The organism is Pseudomonas sp. F-14 TE3623 (assembly GCF_053629015.1).
The window spans coordinates 3,832,166-3,849,790 of the sequence record NZ_JBRJHM010000001.1 but is presented as its reverse complement, the minus strand read 5'-3'; the positions used below and the strand labels follow the sequence as shown (position 1 = coordinate 3,849,790).

The 17,625-nt window shown below is 58.8% G+C and carries 12 protein-coding genes; 7 read left to right on the top strand and 5 right to left on the bottom strand.

Annotated features, from left to right (window positions below; translation table 11 throughout):
• Nucleotides 1-41 precede the first annotated feature (41 nt).
• Both AB7M29_RS17930 and AB7M29_RS17925 read right to left on the bottom strand, forming a co-directional pair.
• Nucleotides 42-812, bottom strand: coding sequence for a YkgJ family cysteine cluster protein (locus AB7M29_RS17930; protein WP_454247433.1), 771 nt, complete (start codon nt 810-812; stop codon nt 42-44).
• 485 nt (nt 813-1,297) lie between these two features.
• The gene (locus AB7M29_RS17925) at nt 1,298-2,416 is read right to left on the bottom strand and encodes an NADH:flavin oxidoreductase (protein WP_448724039.1); all 1,119 of its coding nucleotides are present in this window, start codon (nt 2,414-2,416) and stop codon (nt 1,298-1,300) included.
• 102 nt (nt 2,417-2,518) lie between these two features.
• Here AB7M29_RS17925 and AB7M29_RS17920 point away from each other — a divergent pair, with 102 nt between their 5' ends.
• The 4 genes from AB7M29_RS17920 (at nt 2,519) to AB7M29_RS17905 (ending at nt 9,388) form a co-directional block, all read left to right on the top strand.
• Complete coding sequence (locus AB7M29_RS17920) at nt 2,519-2,893, top strand: winged helix-turn-helix transcriptional regulator (RefSeq protein WP_217854851.1); 375 nt, start codon at nt 2,519-2,521, stop codon at nt 2,891-2,893.
• 616 nt (nt 2,894-3,509) lie between these two features.
• On the top strand, nt 3,510-4,763 hold the full coding sequence (gene mexE, locus AB7M29_RS17915; RefSeq protein WP_454247432.1) for a multidrug efflux RND transporter periplasmic adaptor subunit MexE: 1,254 nt from the start codon (nt 3,510-3,512) through the stop codon (nt 4,761-4,763).
• Nucleotides 4,764-4,778: 15 nt separating this feature from the next.
• On the top strand, nt 4,779-7,970 hold the full coding sequence (locus AB7M29_RS17910) for an efflux RND transporter permease subunit (RefSeq protein ID WP_217854849.1): 3,192 nt from the start codon (nt 4,779-4,781) through the stop codon (nt 7,968-7,970).
• A complete protein-coding gene (locus AB7M29_RS17905; RefSeq protein WP_217854848.1) occupies nt 7,967-9,388 on the top strand; it encodes an efflux transporter outer membrane subunit in 1,422 nt (473 codons plus the stop codon). Before AB7M29_RS17910 ends, AB7M29_RS17905 begins: the two co-directional genes overlap by 4 nt.
• 208 nt (nt 9,389-9,596) lie before the next feature.
• Here AB7M29_RS17905 and AB7M29_RS17900 read toward each other — a convergent pair whose 3' ends face one another.
• Genes AB7M29_RS17900 through AB7M29_RS17890 form a run of 3 tightly spaced genes read right to left on the bottom strand, consistent with a single transcriptional unit; the run spans nt 9,597 to nt 12,904 of the window.
• On the bottom strand, nt 9,597-10,562 hold the full coding sequence (locus tag AB7M29_RS17900; protein ID WP_217854847.1) for an HlyD family efflux transporter periplasmic adaptor subunit: 966 nt from the start codon (nt 10,560-10,562) through the stop codon (nt 9,597-9,599).
• Nucleotides 10,563-10,566: 4 nt separating this feature from the next.
• On the bottom strand, nt 10,567-10,767 hold the full coding sequence (locus AB7M29_RS17895) for a DUF1656 domain-containing protein (RefSeq protein ID WP_038983381.1): 201 nt from the start codon (nt 10,765-10,767) through the stop codon (nt 10,567-10,569).
• Nucleotides 10,757-12,904, bottom strand: coding sequence for an FUSC family protein (locus AB7M29_RS17890; protein ID WP_454247431.1), 2,148 nt, complete (start codon nt 12,902-12,904; stop codon nt 10,757-10,759). The genes AB7M29_RS17895 and AB7M29_RS17890 overlap by 11 nt, the downstream gene beginning before the upstream one ends.
• A 179-nt stretch (nt 12,905-13,083) precedes the next feature.
• Here AB7M29_RS17890 and AB7M29_RS17885 point away from each other — a divergent pair, with 179 nt between their 5' ends.
• The 3 genes from AB7M29_RS17885 to AB7M29_RS17875 all read left to right on the top strand — a co-directional run bounded on the left by AB7M29_RS17885 (nt 13,084) and on the right by AB7M29_RS17875 (nt 17,456).
• Nucleotides 13,084-14,139 carry a tetratricopeptide repeat protein gene (locus tag AB7M29_RS17885; RefSeq protein WP_217854845.1) on the top strand — a complete coding sequence of 352 codons (1,056 nt, stop codon included), beginning with the start codon at nt 13,084-13,086 and terminating at the stop codon, nt 14,137-14,139.
• 147 nt (nt 14,140-14,286) lie between these two features.
• Nucleotides 14,287-15,789, top strand: a complete 1,503-nt coding sequence (locus AB7M29_RS17880; RefSeq protein ID WP_448724032.1) for an ATPase domain-containing protein — start codon at nt 14,287-14,289, stop codon at nt 15,787-15,789.
• Nucleotides 15,786-17,456 (top strand): ATP-binding protein, encoded by a 1,671-nt coding sequence (locus tag AB7M29_RS17875; protein ID WP_217854843.1) that lies wholly within the window; start codon nt 15,786-15,788, stop codon nt 17,454-17,456. The genes AB7M29_RS17880 and AB7M29_RS17875 overlap by 4 nt, the downstream gene beginning before the upstream one ends.
• Nucleotides 17,457-17,625: the final 169 nt, after the last annotated feature.

The window sequence follows — 17,625 nt, the reverse complement described above, 5'->3', positions numbered from 1 at the left end:
CGACTCTGACTAAAAGCCAGGCAAATCACTAAGCTCTCCGATTAAATCGAGTGAAAGATATATTCAGTCTGTGCGCGAAGATCCAGTTCAACACCTGCCCCATGCAGACGAGTGTGAAGGTCAGCATCATCGACACGTACTTTCCAAGACACATTTGCCGGTACATCGACCCCCGCCCTAACGAGACTGATGGCCTGCCGCAATTGCGCACGGTCGGCTAAGTAAACAGCCAGCGCGTTGCCTTTCCAAGCGGCAACACTCATCCCCATCGCTGCGCACACTAAAACTTTAGCCTTGGCGTCGTCACGGTCAGCCTGCCGGGAGCGTTGAATCTGATCCTCCAAGACAGGGTCAACTATACGGTCAGAACATAACACCTCTCCCGCCTCCCAGACTTCCGGCGGGCAAACCTTTTCTTCGGGGCGCACGGTTAGAAATGGATTGATTTCCATCGGATAGATTCGACAGACCAGCGGTCGATCTTCATAGATCCTGCAGTGGTTATCCTCCCCTAAACTTGGACACTGTGTCAGTGCGTTGCCCGCAAAAATGGCTATTACCTGAATGCGTGCATCTCCACTGACGACGGCTACCGCGCGTTGCACGCTGTGGGCGTAATGCTCTGGCAGGGGGAAGACTGACGTGTCGAAAGCTTCGAGTATGACTGCGATGTTACCGCCGCGATTTAACCATTCCTCGGCCTCTTGAAGAGTCAGAGGGATAAGACGTTCTTTACAGCAAGTTCCGCACCCGTTGCAGGTAAACCTCGTGACGTTGTTTTTTATGAGCGTCACTGATTGGCTAGGCGTCATGATCAGTCCTGTTCCGCCCCTCCCCCCAAACTTCAAGTAGAGGCGATGGCTAAAGAAATCAATGATATACGTTGTATACCTGGTTTCAATTAGGCACCAAATCCCTACTAGGTATACTTGAACACACCTTCCCCTGGCCAGTCGGCCCCCCTTGCCAGATCGGCACGCCATCTACGGCGTGGCCCTGAACGTAGTAGTAAACCTTAGCAATTGGCTCGACTGACCATTGATCAATACGGGCGTACCAGTGGATGCTTTCGTGTGGAAACGTCGGCTTCACCCGGCCAACGGACATCTACGACTCGCACGTAGATGCCCGGGACCCACTGTAATTCAATCCAACTCTGACGGATGTTGAGTGGCAGGTGAGTCATTGAAACAGTCAAGCCGCATTACGACTCGACTTCGCAAGATCCGAGGCGAGACCTCTGATTCCTTCAGACTAAAACCTTTGTGGCATCACACTCTCCACTCCGCTGTAAGGCTCAAACCAATTCGGCTAAAGATGCCGGATTGAAGCCCTTCAGATCCGCGTAATCGCCTTGTTCCACTTTGGCGACCCAATCCTTGTCACTCAGCAGAACACGCCCTACAGCGATCAGATCAAACTCTTCGCGCTCCATACGCTCGACGAGTCGATCCAGACTCGCAGGGGTTGATCCCTTGCCGGCGAATGCGTGAGTAACATCGTTATCCAGCCCGACCGAACCGACGCTAATGGTTGTGGCCCCAGTGACTTTCTTCGCCCAGCCCGCGCAGTTCAGCCCGTTCTCACCATCAATTTCGGGAAACTCAGGGTCCCAGAAGCGTCGCTGCGAGCAATGCAGAACATCAACACCCGCTTCGACCAACGGCAGCAGCCAGTCTTCCATTAATGCAGGGGTCTCGGCGAGGCGCACCCCAAAGTCCTGCGGCTTCCACTGGCTAACGCGCATGATGATAGGGAATTCGGGGCCGACCGCATGACGAACGGCAGACACGATCTCAGCGGCAAAGCGCGAGCGCTCTTTGATCGTCGGTCCGCCATAACGATCGGTGCGCTGATTGGTGCCGGCCCAGAAGAACTGATCGATCAAATAACCATGAGCCCCATGGATCTCAACGGTGTCGAAACCCAGGCGTTTGGCATCCGCTGCTGCCTTGGCAAAAGCAGCAATTGTATCTGCAATATCCTCTTCGCTCATCGCCACACCGCGCGGGTCGTTTGGCGAATCGAGGCCAGATGGGCTTTCAACTGGCGCATCAGGCTCCCAGCCGCTGACGTCACGCACTGCACCGGTGTGCCAGAGTTGCGGCCCCATACGGCCACCCGCATTGTGGACAGAATCGATCACGTTCTTCCATCCGGCCAGCGCTGCTTCACCATGGAAAAAAGGAATGCCGGAACCGTTACGTGAAGCGGGACGATTGATGACGGTCCCTTCTGACAAAATTAATCCGGCCCGACCTTCAGCGCGCCGCCGGTAGTATGCAGCGCTCCCTTCGCCGGGGATGCCCTCTGGCGAAAATTGCCTCGTCATCGGCGCCATGACAATCCGGTTTTTCAGCTCAAGCGACCCGATGGAAAAAGGACGGAATAAAATGCTGGTATCAGGGTTTGACATTGGATGGACTCCATTTGCTTTCGGAAGCCATATAAGTATATTTTGTAAACCAAATGTCAATTAGGCACCTAGAGTCGCCTAGGTATACATGAGGAAACTTCGATGCTGGAATTAAAGCCGCAATGTTTTTCGTCGGAGTGCCCAAGCCGGGCGCTGTTCGACCAAATCGCAGATAAGTGGTCAATGATGGTTCTGGCGGTGCTTGATGACGGGCCGCATCGCTTTAATGCCATCAGGCGCCGTCTGGAAGGCGTCACTCAGAAGGCACTGACACAGTGCCTGCGACGGCTAGAACGAAATGGTCTTGTTTCGCGCAAGGTCATTTCGTTCTCGCCTGTGGCAGTGCAGTATGAGATCACCCAACTTGGTCGAACACTGCAGCAGCCATTTCGCGAATTGCATAAATGGACGCTCGATAAATTGCCCGAGGTTGAGGCGGCACGGTTGAAGTTTGACGAGGCCACGGAGGTAAGCTGACGGGGTGGTTCTTTTTATTGACTCGCCGATGCTGTCATGCCCCGTCTGCGGGTTCAAGTGGTAGCCGTATCGGACTCAGAGCACGTGAAGGGCGAGGCCATTGCCGAGCGATTCAAATGTCCTTTGTATAGTTCATCCTATGAGCTGCTTGAGCGCGAGGAGGTCGATTTTGCAAGGCATGCCTCACCCGGTCGATCAGGTCCGAAGGCCAATTGCATCGTTGACTACATTGAGTGGTTTTACAAGGCTTCGACTTTGCATAAACACCAGGCAAAACAAACGGCACCCGCAGCGCTTTTGTGTTTTTTGAACAGGGAACGATACTCACATCGGGCAAGCCTCGCTCCTACGGGGATTTGTGCACGCCGCCGGTCCAATGTGGGAGCGAGCCTGCTCGCGACGGCCACGACGCGTGTTGATGCCAATCCCTTACACTCCCTGCAACACTGATTTGTCATCATTTCATTTGATAGCCCACTAACGGAAGGTGCATGCTAGAGGGCTCGCTTTGAGCTTATATCATTCCGAATGATAGTTACCTTCGGTTCATTCGATTCGTGCCATACAACCCCGCCAAGCATCATCCGTCCATCTCAATACATTGGCGGATGCATCCATGGAACAGTCACTCAAACATTTGCGCTTCCCCTTGGCCCTGTTGGCCGTGCTGGTGATGAGCGCTTGCGGCAAGACCCCGGACGCTGCCGCCACCATGCCCGCGGCCAAAGTCAGCGTGGCCAAGGTGCTGGAACAACCGGTCAACGAGTGGGATGAATTCACCGGGCGCCTTGAAGCGCCGGAAACGGTAGAGATTCGTCCACGGGTTTCCGGCCAGATCGATGACGTGGCCTTCACCGAAGGCGCGCTGGTCAAGAAAGGCGATCTGTTGTTCCAGATCGACCCGCGTCCATTCCAGGCTGAGGTCCGCCGCCTCGAAGCCCTGGTTGCCCAGGCTCGCGCTACCGCCACTCGCAGCGAAAACGAATCCCAGCGCGGCGAACGTCTGCGCACCAGCAACGCGATTTCCGCCGAACTCGCCGACTCGCGCACCAGCGCGGCTCAAGAAGCTCGCGCGGCCGTTGGCGCCCTCCAGGCCCAACTGGACCTGGCCAAACTGAACCTGAGCTTCACCCGCGTCACTGCGCCAATCAGCGGCCGTGTCAGCCGTGCGGAAATCACTGCCGGCAACCTGGTGACCGCCGATACCACCGCGCTGACCAGCGTGGTGTCCACCGACAAGGTCTACGCCTATTTCGATGCCGACGAGCGTGTCTTCCTTAAATACACCCAGCTCGCCCGCCAGGGTCAGCGCGGCGCAACTACGCCGGTTTACCTCGGCCTGTCCAATGAAGACGGCAATCCGCACCAGGGCCAGATGAACTTCGTCGACAACCAGGTCAACCCGAAGACCGGCACTATCCGTGGTCGTGCGGTGTTCGATAACAGCGATGGCACTTACACCCCGGGTCTTTATGCACGCCTGAAACTGGTGGGCAGCGGCACTTACTCCGCAGTGTTGATCAACGACGAGGCGGTCGGTACCGACCTGGGTAAAAAGTTCGTGCTGGTGATGGATGCCGACAACAAAACGGCTTACCGCCCTGTCGAGCTGGGTCCGAAGATCGAAGGTCTGCGCATCGTGCGCAGCGGCCTGAACAAAGACGACACCATCATCGTCAAGGGCCTGCAACGGGTTCGCCCTGGCTCACCGGTCACCCCTGAAGTGATCCCGATGGCCAGCGAACAAACCCTCGCGGCTCTCGCACAACAACGACAAGCGCTGGAAGCCAGCAACCTGCCTCAAGTCGCACCTGCCAAGGTCGCGTCGGGTACGGTTGTGAAAGTGGCAGCTGCCACTCCACGCGGTTAAGGGACAATTACTCCGATGAATTTTTCCCAATTCTTCATTTCACGGCCGATCTTTGCGGCGGTACTGTCGCTGCTGATCCTGATCGCTGGCGCCATCTCACTGTTCCAGTTGCCGATCAGCGAATACCCGGAAGTCGTGCCACCGACCGTTGTGGTCCGTGCCAACTTCCCGGGCGCCAACCCTAAAGTCATCGGTGAAACCGTGGCCGCTCCGTTGGAGCAAGCCATCACCGGCGTCGAGAACATGCTGTACATGTCCTCGCAGTCCACCGCTGACGGCAAGATCACCCTGACCATCACCTTCGCCCTGGGCACCGACCTGGACAACGCGCAGGTACAGGTCCAGAACCGCGTGACCCGGACCGAACCGAAACTTCCCGAGGAAGTGACGCGCATTGGTATCACCGTGGACAAGGCTTCGCCCGACCTGACCATGGTTGTGCACTTGACCTCGCCGGACAAACGCTACGACATGCTCTACCTGTCCAACTACGCCTTGCTCAACATCAAGGATGAGTTGGCGCGTCTGGGCGGTGTCGGTGACGTGCAGCTGTTCGGTATGGGCGATTACTCGCTGCGGGTGTGGCTCGATCCGAACAAGACGGCTTCGCGCAACCTGACCGCCACCGATGTGGTCACCGCAATTCGTGAACAGAACCGTCAAGTGGCGGCCGGTGCCTTGGGCGCTCCGCCTGCGCCAAATGCCACCGCGTTCCAGCTGTCGGTCAACACGCAAGGTCGTCTGGTTTCCGAGGAAGAGTTCGAGAACATCATCATTCGCTCCGGTGAAAATGGTGAAATCACCCGCCTGAAAGACATCGCTCGCGTCGAACTCGGCTCCAGCCAATATGCCCTGCGTTCCTTGCTGAACAACCAGCCGGCGGTGGCGATCCCGATCTTCCAGCGCCCTGGCTCCAACGCGATCCAGATCTCCAACGACGTTCGGGAGAAAATGGCCGAGCTTAAGAAGAACTTCCCGGAAGGCATGGACTTCAGCATCGTTTATGACCCGACGATCTTCGTGCGCGGCTCCATCGAGGCGGTGGTTCATACCCTCTTCGAAGCGCTGATCCTCGTTGTGCTGGTGGTAATCCTGTTCCTGCAAACCTGGCGCGCCTCGATCATCCCGTTGGTGGCGGTGCCGGTTTCGCTGATCGGTACGTTTGCCGTGATGCACCTGTTCGGCTTCTCATTGAACGCCCTGTCGCTGTTCGGGCTGGTACTGGCCATCGGTATCGTGGTCGACGATGCGATTGTGGTGGTGGAAAACGTCGAGCGAAACATCGGGCTCGGATTAACCCCTGTAGAAGCCACCAAGCGTGCGATGCGCGAAGTGACCGGTCCGATCATTGCGACGGCGCTGGTGCTGTGTGCGGTGTTCATCCCGGCCGCGTTCATCTCCGGCTTGACCGGGCAGTTTTATAAACAGTTCGCCCTGACGATTGCGATTTCGACCGTGATCTCGGCCTTCAACTCGCTGACCTTGTCGCCGGCGCTGGCCGCCGTATTGCTCAAGAGCCATGACGCACCGAAAGACCGTTTCTCCAAGGTTCTGGACAAGATCTTTGGTGGCTGGCTGTTCCGTCCGTTCAACCGCTTCTTTGACAAGGCCAGCCATGGTTATGTCGGCACCGTGGGCCGGGTTATCCGCAGCAGCGGTATCGCCCTGCTGGTGTACGCCGGCCTGATGGTGTTGACCTTCTTCGGTTTCTCCAACACCCCGACCGGTTTCGTACCCGGCCAGGACAAGCAGTACCTGGTGGCCTTCGCGCAACTGCCGGACGCCGCAAGCCTGGACCGTACCGAAGACGTGATCAAGCGTATGTCCGACCTGGCCCTGAAACAGCCTGGCGTGGAAAGCGCGGTGGCCTTCCCGGGTCTGTCGATCAACGGGTTCACCAACAGCCCGAACGCCGGCATCGTGTTCGTTACCCTGAAACCGTTCGACGAGCGTAAGGATCCGAGCATGTCCGCCGGTGCGATTGCCGGTGCATTGAACGGCCAGTACGCCGGGATTCAGGAAGCCTACATGGCGATCTTCCCGCCGCCGCCGGTACAAGGCCTGGGGACCATTGGTGGTTTCCGCCTGCAGATCGAAGACCGGGGCAACCTGGGCTATGACGAGCTGTACAAAGAAACCATGAATATCATCACCAAAAGCCACAGCGTGCCGGAACTGGCCGGTCTGTTCACCAGTTACACCGTGAACGTGCCGCAGGTCGATGCCGCCATCGACCGGGAAAAAGCCAAGACCCACGGCGTTGCCGTCAGCGACATCTTCGACACCCTGCAGATCTACCTGGGTTCGCTGTATGCCAACGACTTCAACCGCTTCGGTCGCACCTATCAGGTCAACGTTCAGGCTGAGCAACAGTTCCGTCTCGAATCGGACCAGATTGGTCAGCTGAAAGTGCGTAACAACCGGGGCGAGATGATTCCGCTGGCGACCTTCATCAAGGTCAGCGATACCTCGGGGCCGGACCGCGTGATGCACTACAACGGCTTCATCACCGCTGAAATCAACGGTGCGGCAGCGCCCGGCTACAGCTCCGGCCAGGCCGAGAAAGCCATCGAGAAACTGCTCAAGGACGAATTGCCCAACGGCATGACCTACGAGTGGACTGACCTGACCTACCAGCAGATTCTGTCCGGCAATACGGCGCTGTTCGTGTTCCCGCTCTGCGTACTGCTGGCGTTCCTGGTGCTCGCGGCTCAATACGAAAGCTGGAGCCTGCCACTGGCGGTGATCCTGATCGTTCCGATGACCCTGCTGTCGGCCATTACTGGTGTGATTGCCTCGGGCGGCGACAACAACATCTTTACCCAGATCGGCCTGATCGTACTGGTGGGACTTGCGTGTAAGAACGCGATTCTGATCGTCGAGTTTGCCAAGGATAAACAGGAAGAAGGCCTCGGCCCGCTGGCAGCGGTGCTGGAAGCTTGCCGTCTGCGTCTGCGGCCGATCCTGATGACCTCCTTCGCGTTCATCATGGGTGTTGTGCCTCTGGTTTTTTCCAGCGGTGCCGGTGCCGAAATGCGTCATGCCATGGGTGTGGCGGTGTTCTCCGGGATGCTCGGGGTGACCTTCTTCGGTCTGTTGCTGACGCCGGTGTTCTACGTACTGATTCGCAACTTTGTGGAGCGCGGTGAGCAACGCAAAGCGGCCAAGGCGCTGAAATTGGAAAAGCAAGTGGAGGCGCAACAATGAGCCTGAAAGCCTTCCTGCCGAGCCTTCTGGTATTGGCCCTGAGTGCCTGCGCCGTTGGCCCGGACTACAAAACCCCAGCTACGGAGGCGGCCAATATCACGGCCGCCACCGATGGCAGCGCCGGTCAGAAGAATTTTGACCGCGCCCGTTTCGAAGGCATCTGGTGGCAGCAGTTCGAGGACCCGACCCTGAACCAGTTGGTGACGCAGTCCTTGCAAGGCAACCGCGATTTGCGCGTGGCCTTCGCCCGCTGGAAAGCGGCCCGGGCAATTCGCGATGACGCCAGCAATGACGCCATGCCGACCATCACCAGCCGCGCGAGCAGTGATTTGGCCAAAGGACAGATTCCCGGCCAGACCACTAAACGCGTCAGCAGTGAACGCTATGACCTGGGGCTGGACATGGCCTGGGAACTGGACTTGTTCGGTCGCATCCAGCGCAACCTGGAATCCAGCGACGCCGAACAGCAGGCCGCCGAAGCCGATCTTTACCAACTGCAAGTCACCATGATTGCCGAACTGGTGGACGCCTACGGCCAACTGCGCGGTGCGCAGTTGCGGGAAAAGATCGCCCTGGCCAACCTGAACAACCAGCAGGAATCGCGCAAGATCACCGAAAGCCTGCGTGATGCCGGTGTCGGCGATCAGCTGGACGTGGTTCGCGCTGATGCGCGCCTGGCCTCTGTCGAAGCCAGCGTGCCGCAACTGCAAGCCGAACAGGTTCGTCAGCGCAACCGCATCGCCACCCTGCTAGGTGAGCGTCCGGACAAGCTGACCGTCGACCTGAGCCCAAAAGATTTGCCGGCAATCGCCAAGGCCCTGCCGATCGGTGATCCGGGCGAACTGCTGCAACGGCGTCCGGACATCCGCAGCGCCGAACGCCAACTGGCGGCCGCCACCGCCCGTATTGGCGTGGCCAAGGCTGATTTGTTCCCACGGGTCAGCCTCAGCGGCTTCCTCGGTTTCACCGCCGGGCGCGGATCGCAGATCGGTTCCTCGGCAGCCAACGCCTGGGCACTGGGCCCAAGCATTACCTGGGCGGCGTTCGACCTGGGCAGCGTGCGCGCCCGTTTGCGCGGTGCCGATGCGGAAGCCGAAGGCGCCTTGGCGACCTACGAGCAGCAAGTGCTGCTGGCGCTGGAAGAGTCGGAAAACGCCTTCAGCGATTACGGTAAACGTCAGCAGCGCCTGATCTCGCTGATTCGTCAAAGCGAATCAAGCCGCGCCGCTGCCGATCTCGCCGACATTCGCTACCGCGAAGGCACCGTGGACTTCCTCGTGCTGCTCGATGCTCAGCGTGAGCGCCTGGCAGCCGAAGACACCCAGGCCCAGGCCGAAGTCGATTTGTATCGCGGCATTGTCGCCATCTACAAAGCCCTCGGCGGCGGCTGGCAACCAGAGACGGTCGCCAGCAAGTAACGTTTTAAAGAGCTCCTTTGGTTGGCCGCAACCAACCAACTTCTTTGCCCCGCGCCTCATTCGGTTGCGGGGCTTTTTTTGTCTGCACGCCATAGCGCAAACACCACAACCCCCTGTGGGAGCGAGCCTGCTCGCGATGACTGACTGACAGGCGACGTGATGTTGGCAGACAGACCGCTATCGCGAGCAGGCTCGCTCCCACAGGGGATTAGTGGGCAGTCTCGTTATCTCGGTGTTCCTCAACGGTTACCGTAGCCGTAGTCCCGGCCCGCAGGCGGTTTTTAGCGACATAATCAGCATCGATCTGAATCCGCACCGGCACTCGTTGCGCCAGCTTGACCCAAGTGTAACTGGGGTTGATGCTGGCTAGCAGGCGACTGCCGGGGGAGTTCTCGCGGTCGGCGATAGCAAAAGCGATGCTTTGCACAGTGCCGCCGAAGGTCTCGCCGCTCATCAACTCGACCCTGACCCGGTCGCCCTCCTCGATTCGCGGCAGCTTTGTTTCTTCAAAGTAGCCGCTGATATAAAACGAGTCGCTGTCTACCAGTGCCAACAACGCCCCCCCGGCAGTGGCGTAATCGCCCTGGCGAGTCAGCAGGTTGGTCACGTAACCGCTGACAGGCGCTGCGACCCGCGTGCGCTGCAAGTCCAGTTCGGCCTGGGTCAATGCAGCGATCGCCAGTTGCACGTTGGCCTGGGCCAGGCCCAGATTGGCCTGATTGCGTAACAGCTCCGCCTGCGCCACCGCCACTTCGGTACTGGATTTCTCCCATTCTTCGCCGGAGATCGCGAAACCCTGTTTGAGGGTTCGACGGCGACGCTCTTCGCTCTGGCGCTGCCTGAGCAGCGCTTCACTGGAGACAATCGTCGCTTCAGATTGGCCCAGTGTGGCTTTTGCGACTTCCACCGCGCGCTTGGCATGCTCCACTGCCAGCGTATAACGAGCCGGGTCGATCTCCAGCAGCAACTGGCCTTTCGTAACATGCTGGTTGTCTTGAACACTCAGGCTGACGATGCGCCCCGAGACATCGGCGGACAACGTCACCACATCGGCGCGAACCCGCGCGTCCCGAGTCCAGGGCGCGCGGGTGTAATGTTCCCAGGCGAACCAGCCAAGCACGAAGGCCAGCAATACCACTGCCACAGTCACGAGTCGGGCGAGGATCTTCTTCAAGGCATTAAGCTCCCATCACCAGAATCAGCGTCGCGCAAACGCAGGCGTATAACGCGCCTTCGAACAAGGCCTCGTGCCAGACAAAACGCAGCACGCCAAAACGGCGCAAGATCCAGTCCAGCAGCAGGAAGATCGGCAGGGCCAGCAGTAACGCCTGGGCAATCGGCGGCAAGTAGACACCACCCAATTCAAAATCAATGGGCAAGGGCTGGCTCTCCTTCCCTTTGGACGGGTTGAAAGTATTGGCGATGTCGCTCCAGAAACGACACCACGATCAACAACGCCACGCGCATCCTGAATACCGACCACAGGTGTTCATGAACGTCTAAATGCAAGTCGTCCATTTCATCGCCCAAGACACGCAAGTTGCCGAGCAATTGCTCAAGGTCTATCCCGGGCCGCCCGGCGATCAATCGGCCTGTCTCACGCACGGCAGCCAGCAAACGGTTTTGCTGGTCTGTACTCAGTAACGTGTTGCTTTGCCCCTGTTGCCTGAGCTGGTTCAAGGCCACACCCAGTGCCATGCAGCCAAGGCTGACTTCGAACAGCTCTGTGGAGTGCTTGTCGTTGGTCGCCGGCAATAATCCCAACATCATGGTCAGGCGATCGACCATACGGCTTTCAAACGCAAATTGTTGTTCATCGGTGGCCGGCGTCTTCAGCAAAGCGTAGACCTGCTCGCAGTTTTCATTGAACAGCCGACGTATCCGTAAAACGGGCCTGAACGGGAAGATCAAGGCATAGACACTGAGCGCCAGCGCGGAGGCGCTGATATACGCACCGGCAAACTCGAACCACTGAATAGCGCTGTTTTGGCCGCTTCCTGTGTTTTGCGGGCCCAACAACAGTATTGTCGTTAGCCCAAGACCGATGCCTGTGCCAGTGGTTGGCGGACTGGCCAACCCCACCGCGACGGCATACAGCAATGGGGCAAGCAACAAGGCGAGTAACTCGAAGTTACTAATCATCGGTATCAGCATGAACAGATAGAGCGCCGACACCACCAAGGCCAGACCCAGCCCTTTGGCAAAGCTTTGCGCGGCCAGCAACGGCCGTGGAAAAGTCGCCATCAGCGAACAGAGAATCCCCACCACAATCATCCCGCCACGGGCCCCATCCCAAGCGGTCTCGATCCAGATCAACCCGGCCACCAGCAACGCGAAAAATGCCCGGATTGCATTCATTGCCGCCAAGGTGAAATCCAGATGCAGCGGATTTTCCTGGCCACGGAACACGCAACTGGCTTCACGCCCCTCCTGGATCGCGTCGCTTAGCTCCAGAATCTGCGCCAGTTGCTCTAGCATCCGTGCCTGCTCCCAACGCAGTGCCCAAGCCAATGAACGCAGGGTGGCAGGCATCGTCTCGGTGAGTTGTTCGGCCTTGTAGGCCTGGTCATCGAAACGCTGTTGCAGCGCGGCGAAATGGTGCCGTGCCTCACTCGACAATGAACGCCCTTGCTGGGCCAATTCATCGAGAAACGCCAGTTCTTCGGCGCGCAAACGTTGTATCTCTTCCGGCAACGCGCCTTCCCAGCGTTCGGTGAGCAGTTGCCGCTGGTGACGCAAGGCCGTCAACCGCGAAGTCAGCAGCACCAGTTGATTGCCCAGCAGTTGCACCAGACCATTGGCGCTGCGCAACCGTGGTGCATCGTAATATAAATGCCGACGTACTCCCTCCAGAGCACTGATTGCGCCGAGCAGTTGCATCTGCCGCCGATGGAAATCGGCCTCGCTTTCTTCGGTTCGGATGACGGCAGCAGCGTGGGTCGCGAGCAGCTTGATGACCTGATCGATCTTGGCGAAGTAATCCCGCGCCACAGCTTCCGGTCGCGCCGTGAGAAGGCTGACCACGCACACGCAAGCCACCGCCAAAAGCGTTTCGGTCACACGAGTGACGGCCAGCAGGAACGTGCCTTCCTGATCGGGTACCGCCAGCAGCGCCACGACCACCGCCGTGTACCCGCTCAGCACAAATGCCTGGGAGCTGGTGTAGCGCAACAAGGTGCCGCCGGCGGTACAGAATGCCAACCACAAGGCCAGGGTGAGGATGAAAGGCAGGGGCGCCTGGGGGAAGATCGCCATGATCAACACCGCCACCACCGCTCCTAAAGTGGTGCCGATGACCTGACCGAAACTTCGGGCCAGGGCCATGCCGCCCAATGGCTGGCTGACGATGACCACCGCCATGATCGACCACTTGGGCTGCTCAAGGTCGAACAGGAAGGCCAGGTACAACGTCAGCAGCCCGGCCACAATGGTTCTCAGGGCGAACAGCAGCACCTCTCGTCCGGGGTTGAGTATCGCCTTGAAATATTGAAGCAGCGGTTGCATGGGAGCGCTCATTAAGTCATCTCCAGCAAGCGTAGTCATTGCTTCAGTGCCTCGACAGGTTTCAGTGTCGACAAAACCTGTAGGCAAATTCGCCGACGACTACCTGCTGAATCGAGCTTGGGTTTGACTCACAGCCCGGCCTGACCGAAGCTGGTGGCTTTGCAAAAGCCTGCCAGCTCCCGGATTCCTGCATGCCTCAGTCCCGCCGCTACTTGCTCATCAGCCTCTGCGTATTGTTTGCCCTCGCCCTCGCCTGGTTTTTCCTGCGTAGCACGACGCCCGTGGTGCCGGCGGCGATCAAGCATGGCTACAGCGAAGCGCTGGCCCAGGCACGCGCGGGTCAACCGGGGGCGGCGCGGGTGCTTTATCAGCAATTGGGCCGCCCTGACCTGTCGGCCAAGCGCCGTGTCTGGCTGCATGCCGAACTGCCCAACTACCCAAGCCCGCAAGCCCTGAAACTGGCGGATGCGGACCTGCAACATCCCTCGGCGGACGTGCGCATCGCAGCAATCAAAAGCATCAATGGGCTGGTGCCCAGTGGGCAGCGCAGCCTGTTGCTGGGGCCCTTGCTCGATGACAGCGATCCGAGCGTCCGGTTTGCGGCGGTCAATGCCTTATTGGGTCTGACGCCGGATGAACTGGGGTTGTACTTCGGCCCCTTGGAGCAAGCCATCGATGCCTGGGAGCAGCTCCTCAAGGGTCAGCCGGAAAGCGCCGAAACCCAATACCAACTGGCACGCCTGCACTTGCACAATGCCGAGCTGAAGGACGCACAGCAGGCCTTGGAGCGCACGTTGCAACTGGCGCCCGGCAACCTGCCAGCGCTGGTGATGCAGATCGAAGTGCTGGATAAACAGGGCCAAAGCGATGCGGCCAGGCAATTGTTGGCGAAACAGTTAAAGGCCCAGCCTGACTCGGCCTACCTGCAACATGCGCTGGGACTCTGGTTGCTGCATCACGGGCAAAGTGAGTTCGCCCTGCTCGGGCTGTCCAAAGCCGTGGAGCTTGAGCCCGACAACAAGGATTACCGCTACGACCTGGCCACCACGCTGCATGGTGAGCAAGAACTGGAGGCGGCGCAGAACCAGTTGCAGGAAATCGTCCAGCGCCACCCGGCCGATCGCAAGGCGCGTGTACTGCTGATCAACTATTGGAAGGAAAGCGGACAGCTGCAGAACGTGCAGATCCTGCTGGCACAGCTGGAACAGCTCAATCCCGACGATCCGGCGTTGCAGCAAGGGCTTTAATCAAGATTTTTGCTTTTTTCGTACAAGAACCACACACAAACACAAAAGGTTGAACCGCCGTCTCGGCGAAAGGTCAAGTGATCAGGCAGTCCACTCAGGCGCCCCCAGCCTGCTGCCTCGCTTCCCCTAGTCATGAGAGGGCATTTCTTGTCTACATCTAACGAGTTGATCAGTGCAAAAGCCGCCACCGGCATTGAAGGTCTGGATGACATCCTGGCCGGTGGATTGTCCCGCGGCCATGTGTTCTTGCTGGAGGGTGAACCCGGTACCGGCAAAACCACCGTCGCATTGCATTTTCTGTTGGCTGGCGCCCGTGCCGGCGAACGCTCGTTATACATCACCCTGTCGGAAACCGAGCGAGAGCTGCGCCAAGGGGCGTTATCCCACGGCTGGGAGCTGAATGAGAACATCCACATCTTCGAGCTGACGCCGCCGGAAAGCCTGCTCAATGCCGAGCATCAGCAGAGTCTGCTGTATTCCTCGGACCTGGAACTGGGCGAAGCCACCAAACAGATTTTCGAAGCAGTCGAACGGGTCAAACCGACCCGCGTCGTGGTCGACAGCCTGTCCGAAATCCGCCTGTTGGCCCAAAGCTCTTTGCGCTACCGCCGGCAGATTCTGGCGATCAAGCATTACTTCGTGCGTTACGAAGCCACGGTGCTGCTGCTGGATGACCTGACCACCGAAGCTCTCGACAAAACCGTGCACAGCGTGGCTCACGGGGTAATTCGTCTCGAAGAATTGACGCCTAACTACGGTGCCGAACGTCGGCGGATCCGCGTGGTGAAGTATCGCGGTCAGAAGTACCGAGGCGGTTTCCATGACTTCACCATTATGGGTGACGGCGTGCATGTATTCCCACGCCTGGTGGCGGCCGAACATCGCGGGCGTTATATCCGCCAGCAGTTGACCAGTGGCATCGCGCAAATGGATGCCCTGCTCGGTGGGGGTATCGAGACGGGCTCCAGCACCCTGATCCTCGGCCCGGCGGGTACCGGCAAATCGCTAATCTCAATGGTCTTCGCCGCTGCGGCGGTGGCCCGTGGCGAAAAGGCTGCATTGTTCATCTTCGATGAAGAGCTGGGGCTGCTGTTCGAGCGGATGAAAAACATCGGCATCGACCTGAAGGCCCTGGAAGAAACCGGCAACCTGCTGATCGAGCAAGTGGATGCCGCCGAATTGTCCCCCGGTGAGTTCTCCTACCGGGTTCGTCGTTGTGTCGATGAAGGCAATATCAAAACCGTGGTGATTGACAGTATCAACGGCTATCAGGCGGCGATGCCCGAGGAAAATGCGCTGGTGCTGCACATGCACGAGTTGCTGCTGTACCTCAACCGCCAAGGCGCCGCGACGTTCATGACCGTCGCCCAACATGGGCTGGTCGGTGACATGCAGGCCCCCGTCGACATTACCTATCTGGCCGACACGGTCATTCTGTTGCGCTACTTCGAAGCCCTGGGCAAGGTTCGCCGGGCGATCTCGATTATCAAGAAACGTACCGGCAGCCACGAATCGACCATTCGCGAATATCGCATTAGCAGCCAGGGCATGACCATCGGTGAACCACTGGATGCATTCCAGGGTGTATTACGTGGCGTGCCCACTTACCTGGGCGCGAGCAAGCCGCTGCTTGAGGAAGATGTCCAGTGACGGCCATAGGGGCAATGTCCGAGCGTGCGATCATTCTTGCACCGTTGGGACGCGACAGTCAGATCGCGCTGATGATGCTTAACGAGGCAGGGTTCGACGGGGTCATCACCCGGGATCTGGGCGCGTTGTGCAACGAACTGTCGCTGGGTGCCGGCCTGCTGGTGATTGCTTCCGAGGCCTTATTGGGCGCAAACCTTGAACCGCTGCTGGGTCTGATCGAGCAGCAACCGACATGGTCGGATCTGCCGATCGTACTGCTGACCCACCACGGTGGCCCGGAGCAGAACCCTGCGTCGCAACTCGGGCTGCAACTGGGCAACGTGACCTTTCTCGAACGGCCTTTTCATCCGGTCACGCTGATCAGCCTCGTCACCACAGCGTTGCGCGGGCGACGACGGCAGTATGAAGCCAGGGACCGGTTGATTGATCTGAGCCAAAGCGAACTGCGTCTGCAAAACACCCTGGAAACCCTCGAGCAACAGGTCGAGGAGCGCACCGCGCAATTGCGCCACAACGAAGAGGTGCTCAGGCAGTCGCAGAAAATGGAAGCGGTCGGCCAACTCACCGGCGGTATTGCCCACGACTTCAACAACATGCTGACCGGCATCATCGGCAGCCTGGAGCTGCTGCGTCGACGCCTGGCGCGGGGGCGCACCGAGGACCTGGACAGCCTGATCGATCTTGGGGTGACCTCAGCCAACCGCGCGGCGGGCCTGACGCATCGTCTGCTGGCGTTTTCCCGACGCCAGTCGCTGGATTCAAAACCGGTGCAGATGAATACCCTGGTGGTGTCCATGGCTGAACTGTTGCAGCGCAGCATCAACGAAAGCATTCACCTGGAAATGCAACTGGACGAGCAACTGTGGGTGGCCGAGGTGGACCCCAACCAACTCGAAAGCGCCCTGCTCAACCTGGTGCTCAATGCCCGGGACGCTATGCCCGACGGCGGAAAGCTGCTGGTCAAAACCTCCAATCAGCATCTGGATACCGGGTTCACCGAGGCACACAGCAATCTGCAGCCGGGCGATTACATTGTTCTGAGCGTCACCGATACCGGTTGCGGCATGCCGCAAAGCACCATCAACCGGGCCTTTGATCCTTTCTTCACGACCAAACCCATCGGCCAGGGCACGGGCCTGGGGTTGTCGATGATTTACGGTTTCAGCAAACAGTCTGGCGGCCACGTCAGCATTCACAGTGAAGTAGGAAAAGGCACCACGGTCAGTCTGTTTTTGCCACGCTTCAGCGGGGAACTGCTCCAGGACACCCAAGTCGACGCCCAACACGCTCCTTACGCCCGGGATGGCGAAACCGTGCTGATCGTCGAAGACGATCCCGCCGTGCGAGTCCTGGTCAGCGCCGTATTGAGTGAATTGGGCTACGCCTTCGTTGAAGCGGGCGATGCCGATAGCGCCGTGCCGATTCTCGACTCCGGTCAGCGAATCGACCTGCTGATCAGCGACGTGGGGCTGCCGGGCATGAACGGTCGACAACTGGCGGAAATCGGCCGGCAACATCGGCCTGATCTCAAGGTATTGTTCATCACCGGGTATGCCGAACACGCCGCCGTGCGCGGTGGCTTTCTTGACCCTGGCATGCAGATGATCACCAAGCCGTTCACCTTCGATTTGTTGACGGCGAAGGTGCGGGAGATGATTCGGGTCTAATGTGTAATCCGGAAAATCACACCTTGATCGCACCGCACAGCCGCTCAGCATAGACCTCGATTTGAAGCCTGTCAGCTGTCAACTCTGACAGCTATTCAGTGCAGTTCTTCCTTGATTAACTCTCCTCTGAAGTCCGCAGCCCGTCCTTTGGTAGGTCGCTCTGCGCCCG